Raw genomic sequence first — 6,800 nt, 5'->3', positions numbered from 1 at the left:
TCTCCAGATCCCACAGATCACCCTCCATCGCCTCCGGCCACTCACCACCGGCCAGCGCGGAAACCCACTCCAAACCATGAGGCAGGACGATGCTCTTGCCCATGCTCAGCTACCACCAGCCGTCGCACAGGAAGGCAGGGACGATGGTGCGACCGGCCCAGAACTCGGCACCACGTTGATCCGACGACGCGCCTCAACCGCCTGCTCACGGACGTCGCGATACTGCGCAATTGACTCCCCAATGCGCTGATCGTATCGAGACAACATCCGAGCCTTCCTCAACACCACGTTTAATAAGGGACCAGACTGCACCGCCACTTGACCCCAGCACCAACAATCCGACTGGATCATGGCCGCGCGTACACAGCGGCTTGCACTTACATCCGCAACCGCCCCAGGTCACCGGCATCAACCACACGTGTCCGGGTCATGCACACCCCGGCGGAATCCGTGCCGGACGAGGCAGAGCGGGCCCAGGGGGCGTGTCACCGGCCCGGCCGGCATGGTGTATGACGAGGACTCGTCCTACAGCAGATCACCGGTCCGAACGGTCTGCATCCCGCCGGTCCCGCCGCCCCTGGCGCTCGACGCCGGTGCGCCGGACAGCATCGGGTTGAAACCGGCGGACCAGCTGTCCTCGGTGTCTGCGTCCGCGATGGCGTCAACGGCCTCGCGCAGCACGTCGGACTGCACCGTCATGCTTACCGCGCCGGCGGCGTTCAGGTAGATCACATGTCCCTCGGGAAGTTGGTCAAGCAACTCGGGGACCTTGATCGGCTTGAAGGACAGCCGGCCGGCCGCATGCAGTTGGTCCGGCGAGGTGAAGACCGGGACGACGACGGTTTCGTCATCCGGCCCCAGAGCGGACAACAGGCCGCCGCCCGGCGCGACATACACCGCCACCTCCGCCTCCGCCAGGGCCTGCGTAACCGCCTCCGCCGCACCGTAACCGGTCGCCGCCAGCTGCACCGCATCGTCCACCGGGTCGGTCGGGTCGGCCCAGCCCAGCGCCCGGGGCGAAGGCTTGTACTCCTCGTTGTCCCGCCATTCGACGATCTCGCCGTCCAGGTCGGAACGCCATTGGCCGACGACGGCCCACACCGGCGGCGTCCCCTCCCCCGGCCAGGTCGGGTCGATCAATCCGAGCCAGTGGTCGGGGGCCTGCCGCGCCGCCTCACGGACGTGGTCCGGGACCGGAGGCATCTGATCCGTGCCCTCGGCGGGCTCGGCCAGCGGGGGCGGCTCCTCCGTACCGGCCTTGGTTTCCGCTCCCGTGTCCTCGGAGACCGGCACCATGGGGATCACGGGCTCGGGCTGCTGTGACGCGCCCTTCGGGTCCGACGTGCTGCTCATTGCTTCCTTACCGTCCAGCTCTTGACAGGCCGCAGCGGCCGACAGTGGGAACGAAAAACCGGCACATCACGCGGGCGGGCCAGACGACGAGCCCGGATCAGAGCCGGATTGCGTATCCGACGCCAACCGCGTGCCCTCGTCCTTGGCCGCTTCCTCGGTGGCCTCGAACCCGTTGATCATCTCTTGCAGCCGCTCAGTCGAATCACGCAGCGCGGCGCCCCCATCCAGCCCGGCGGCCACGCACTGCTCGTGGGGTTCCTTATACTGCGCATAAAACTTCTTCCCGTTTTTGTCCCCTCCCCACGGCCGGTCGCCATAAGACTCACTGGTGGTGAGGAGGTTATGGCCCGCCCGCTCCAACCGGCCAGCAAGTTCCTCGAGTTTACTGAGCGCGGGCTTCGTCTTGTCCGTGTCAACCCGGAACGGCTCCGTCGACGGCGGCTGCTGATCAGCCACGACTGTCACCTCCGTCCTTCACACCGGATCCGCGATCCACATACCCTCGTACCACATCAGGCAGACCCAAGTCGTCCGGCAGCAATGAGCTCGGGTCGAAATTCCCCTTCAGAATATCGGCCATCGATATCCCTCCGGGCAGTCCGGGAATCCCGGGCCCCATCGCCTCGACCACCTTCTCCAACGCCTGGCCGCGGGCTTGTTCAATGGCGGTCAGGATCGCCTTGGAAAGATCCTTGGGCGTCATGTTCTTATACGCGCCCGTCGGAAATTCCAACGCCGTCACCTGGCCCTGTGCACCCACCGTGACCTTCACCGCTTGCCGGGGTGCCGTCGCCGTCGCCGAAACCTCATTGATCTGACGACGCGACTCGACCGCCTGGTCACGCTGCTCGCGATACTGCGCGAGCAGATCTTCGATCTGCTGGTCGTACGGAGACGACATCCCGACCCTCCTCAACGCCACGTTCAATCGCTGCCCAATGGAACCGACTCAACCTGAGACGGCAGGTGCTGCCAAGCGGATACGGCAGTCCATGGCCTCACGTACACACACCGCTGCCTGCATGCGCAGCCGGTGTCAGCCGAACGCGCTCGTGCCACGCTGGCTGCCTCCCCAGACCTCCTCGCCCTGACGCAGCAGGTCGGCGACGCTGGGCTTCTCTTCCTCTTCGCGCGACTTGCTCTTGCCCTTGGAACCTGCGGCTGCTGGCCTCTCCGAGTCACGGGCGGCCGACGCCGGTTCGGGATCGGGATCGGGATCGGCGAAAGAACAGGTCAGATCCGCCGGTGCGCTTCCGGAGGTTTTCGGTCGCCAGGCGGGCCGTGCGGGTTCGGCACCGGCCCGGTCCGCGGCGAGCGCCCCGGCTATCGCATACGCACCGGCTGCGACCGTAGTCGCAGCGGCCGCGTCCTGCCGGGCCCCCTCGGCCCCCGTGTCCTGGTCGCCACTCGTGCCGCGCCCGTGCGACCCGAGCAGCGGGATGAGCGAGCCGACCGATGTGTCCCACGTCGTGGCGTCGTCGGCCACGGGAACCGCAGGAGCCGCCACCGGGACCGTGGGGGCCGCTGCGTGGTGGGCCGACTCCTGCCGAGCGGGCGCCGAGACCTCGGCGCCGCTGGGCGCTTCCACCTCGTAGGACGGCCGCTGGAATTCCGCCACAGCGTGGGGACCTGCCGTCTCGGCGACCGCGTGCCCCGGCGTTTCGGGAGCATCGCTACCGGTCCGGGCCGACTCACCAGCGGTGTCCACCAACGCACCGGAGGCAGAGCGTTCGGCTGCGGTTTCTGCCGACGCGCTGGAGACAGAGCGCTCGGCCGTCGCCCGTTCGGGCTCCCCCCACACCGCCGGGGCGGCGGTTTCGGAAGACTCGTCGCGGATAGCACCGGAACCCGCGGGCTCCTGACGGCTGCCACCGGAACCCGCGGCGGCACTCGCTGCCGCGGCTGCGGCGAACGACATCCCCGCCATCATCCCGGGAGCGAACCCGTCGGCGGCCGACGGACTCGCGTGCTGCGGAGCGGAGAGCTCCTGGTCGTCCGATCGCCACGAGAAGTGTTCAGCGGACTGACCGGCCTCGCCCGGAAGCCGCAGCTGCCCCTCTCCGGGCGGCGCGCCATGCGAGGACCCCGGGGAGCTCTCCGCTGTCGGGGCGACCGCCCACGGCTCGGCCGTGCCGAACAGCAGGCCGGAGGCGTCGGAAGGCTCGTGACCGCTGTCGCCGCTCCCCGACCCGGCGCCCATGCCGCTCATCGGCATCATCCCCATGCCCGCGGCGGCCGGATTCGACTCCGCCGACGATGCCCCCTCGATCGGCGACCCATCGGCCGCCAGCCCGTCCTGCGACAGGTTCAGACCAGGACCACCCGCGCCGGCACCACCCGCCACATCACCCGCGGAATCCAGCGACAATGGCGTACCACTCCACGGCGCCGCATCCCCTTGCAGCAGACCGGAAGCATCAGACGGCGCCCCCTCCGACCCACCACCCATACCACCCGCACCCATGCCACCCATACCGCCCATGGGCATCATCGGCATACCGCCCATCCCCCCAGCGGCCGGCTCCGACTCGCCCGACGGCGCCTGCCCAACCGGCGCCCCTTCAAGTGGCGTCCCTTCAGCCAGCGCCCCCTCGAGCGTCGAGCCATCGGCCGCCAGCCCGTCCTGCGACAGGTTCAGACCAGGACCACCCGCGCCGGCACCACCCGAGACTTCGCCCGCGGAATCCATCAGCGACGGCGAACCACTCCACGGCGCCGCATCTCCCTGCAGCAGACCGGAAGCATCAGACGGCGCCCCCTCCGACCCACCACCCATACCACCCGCACCCATGCCACCCATACCGCCCATGGGCATCATCGGCATACCGCCCATCCCCCCAGCGGCCGCACCGCCCTGGGAACCGGAGCCTGAACCGCCAAGCCCGGCAAGGCCCGAACCGTCAGCCCCGCCAACGCCCGCGCCCGGGTAGGAGGAGATGCCCGAACCATCGGCGCCACCAAGACCCGCACCCGGATAAGAAGAGATACCCGAACCATCGGCGCCACCAAGCCCAGAACCACCAGAGGTTCCAAGACTCGCGTTCGGGTAGGAGGAGATGGCCGAACCATCAGGGGCCGAAACCCCGGAGGTGTCCAAGCCCGGGTAAGAAGCGATGTTCGAACCATCAGCCCCGCCGAGACCCGCGTTCGGGTAAGAAGAGATAGCCGAACCATCAGGGGCCGAAACCCCGGAGGTGTCCAGTCCGGGCAGGCCCGCACCCGCGTAGGAGGGGAGATTGGAGTTGCCGGAATCGGCCAGGGAGCCGTCTCCGCTCTCCGGAGCGTCAAGGCCAAGATCCCCGCTATAGGGGGAGACATTCGCTTTACGCGACTGGGGTGGGCCGTTGGTCAAGCTCCCGGGTGTACCCGTGCCCGACCCCAGGCCGGAAAAGGGCATGACGACCGGAGGGCTGTCACCGAGATTTCCCGTACCGGGATTGATAGCCGAATCCAAGGCGGGATCGAGTTGCCCGGCTGTGGAAAGGTCTCCCTCGGGCTGATCCAGTGACGTAATGCCGGGGTACCCGGAGGGACTCTGGTCCAGCCCGCTGGGCATCGGCGTGGTATCCGGCTGAGGGGCCAGCGACGAATCGGGGTAGGGCGCGGTGGACTTATAGGCGTTCAGCTGCGGACCTCCCCCCGACGAGCTGTCCAGGCTCCCCGGATTCGAGGATTCCGTTGGGATGTTGGACGCCTGGGGATCGCTGTACGGGCTCTGGCTGTACGGAGGAGCATCGCTGGTCGGCGGCGCATCACTGTACGGAGGAACATCACTGTACGGAGGCGCATCACTGTACGGAGGAGCATCGCTGGTCGGCGGCGCATCACTGTACGGAGGAACATCACTGTACGGAGGCGCATCACTGTACGGAGGCGCATCACTGTACGGAGGCGCATCACTGTACGGAGGAGCATCACTGTACGGAGGAGCATCGCTGGTCGGCGGCGCAGCCGTCGGGTCGTCGGGCGGTACGGGCTCGACGACAGCGTCCTTGACCACCGTGTAGTGCTTCGCCAGCCCGTAGAGCACCTGACGCATGTCGTTGGCCATCATTTCCGGGATGGGCGGCGAGTCGTGCACGCTGATCAACCCGTTTGCCATCTTGGCATCAGGATTCATCTTCAGCGCCTGTTGCGCATACCAGTAATTGATGTCATTGATCTTGGCTATACCCTCCCGCAGATGCTGTGCGTTGTCCGCCAGCTGTTGCGGGATGTTGTGGTGACCGGTGATGCCTCCGGAGAGTGCCTCGGCCATGGAGGTCACCTGCTTGGAGAAGGACCCCATGGCAGTGTTGAAGGCCTGGGCCGCCTGCCCCTGCCACGGCCGGTTCTCACCGGTCAGAGCCTCGGACTGATCCTTCAGTGCCTGGGCGACATCCTCCAGCACCTTCTGCGTGTAGTAGAAGGCGTTGGCGGCGTCCTGGACGCTCTGCGGGTCGGAAATCCCAGCGGCGGCCTGGGCGTCATTGGCATTGTCGATGGCGGCACCGCCGGTGACCGCCTGCATGATCTGCTTCCAGTTCCAGTCCTTGTAGTCACCGGTAAGGTCGACGGGTCCATTGTCGACGTATTTTTTGTCCTTGTCGCCCATGCCCTCCGCGCTCCAATCCAGCCGACACTCAATGACCGTGGCTTATCACGGTCAACCGATCGTTCCGCCGCCCACCCGGCGCTGAACCGCGTCGGCCTCTGCCTAGCATCGTCCGGGCTCGTTCCGTATATTCCACCGGTCCGAACAACGCAAGTATGGGGAAGGCTCTAGAGCCCGGGCAGCAGGTAACTCGATTCCGCCGGCTGCCACAGTTGCTCCTGCTGCTCTTCCGCGTCCGCGGGGCTCCCATTCAGGATATGCTCGCCGCGCCGTAGCTCCTGCCCCTGTTCCACAGGGTGGTACTCGGTCGGCGCGGAGCCGCCCCCCGCCGGCACTCCCTGATCCACATTTCCCTGCGAATCACCCGTGTACTGGTTCGAGGGATACGAAACTTCCTGCCCATAGATTTGCGGATCACCCGATGCCCCGTACTCCCCCTGCGAATTCTGCAACCCAGGGGTATGCGCCGGTATGCTGCTGACCATCGAATCCAGGGGCATCTGCGGCCGGAACTGCCCGAGCATGTTCTCCTGCGGCGCGCCCCACTCCCCCTGCACCCCCTGCACCAGCTCCCCCTGAAGATCCCCTGGCACGGACTGGTTGTCCGGCGCGAACTCGCCCTGCGGTCGTACCGACTTGTAGGCCTGCTGGTACTCCCCTGTCGGCCCACCCTGCGTCGACGGCTCGACCCCGTAGTACTGGTCAGCGGGCACCCTGTTCCCGTACTGCGCCGACCCCGAAGAACTCCCATCCTCCGCCGCCGCACGCCCATACTTCGTCGCATCACCCGCGTCCTGCTGCGGCATACTCCCGTACTTCGTCGCATCACCCGCCCACACCCGCTGCCCTGTCT

General features: G+C 67.1%; 5 protein-coding genes. All 5 read right to left on the bottom strand.

The genetic code is table 11. From position 1 onward, the window contains the following. Nucleotides 1-525: 525 nt before the first annotated feature. Nucleotides 526-1,353 carry a type VII secretion system-associated protein gene (locus ABZ656_RS51170; protein WP_360278643.1) on the bottom strand — a complete coding sequence of 276 codons (828 nt, stop codon included), beginning with the start codon at nucleotides 1,351-1,353 and terminating at the stop codon, nucleotides 526-528. A 66-nt stretch (nucleotides 1,354-1,419) separates the two neighbouring features. Continuing rightward, the gene (locus ABZ656_RS51165) at nucleotides 1,420-1,809 is read right to left on the bottom strand and encodes a hypothetical protein (protein WP_101408614.1); all 390 of its coding nucleotides are present in this window, start codon (nucleotides 1,807-1,809) and stop codon (nucleotides 1,420-1,422) included. Beyond that, a complete protein-coding gene (locus ABZ656_RS51160) occupies nucleotides 1,802-2,254 on the bottom strand; it encodes a YbaB/EbfC family nucleoid-associated protein (RefSeq protein WP_101408613.1) in 453 nt (150 codons plus the stop codon). The genes ABZ656_RS51165 and ABZ656_RS51160 overlap by 8 nt, the downstream gene beginning before the upstream one ends. Nucleotides 2,255-2,389: 135 nt before the next feature. Beyond that, nucleotides 2,390-5,947, bottom strand: a complete 3,558-nt coding sequence (locus ABZ656_RS51155; protein WP_360278639.1) for a WXG100 family type VII secretion target — start codon at nucleotides 5,945-5,947, stop codon at nucleotides 2,390-2,392. Nucleotides 5,948-6,114: 167 nt separating this feature from the next. Next, the coding region (locus tag ABZ656_RS51150) for a hypothetical protein (RefSeq protein WP_360278636.1) at nucleotides 6,115-6,800 on the bottom strand (686 nt) is incomplete at its 5' end.

This window comes from Streptomyces sp. NPDC007095 (genome assembly GCF_040634475.1).
Lineage (GTDB): Bacteria > Actinomycetota > Actinomycetes > Streptomycetales > Streptomycetaceae > Streptomyces.
The sequence above is the reverse complement of the archived record's forward strand: the minus strand, read 5'-3'. Positions and strand labels throughout refer to the sequence as shown.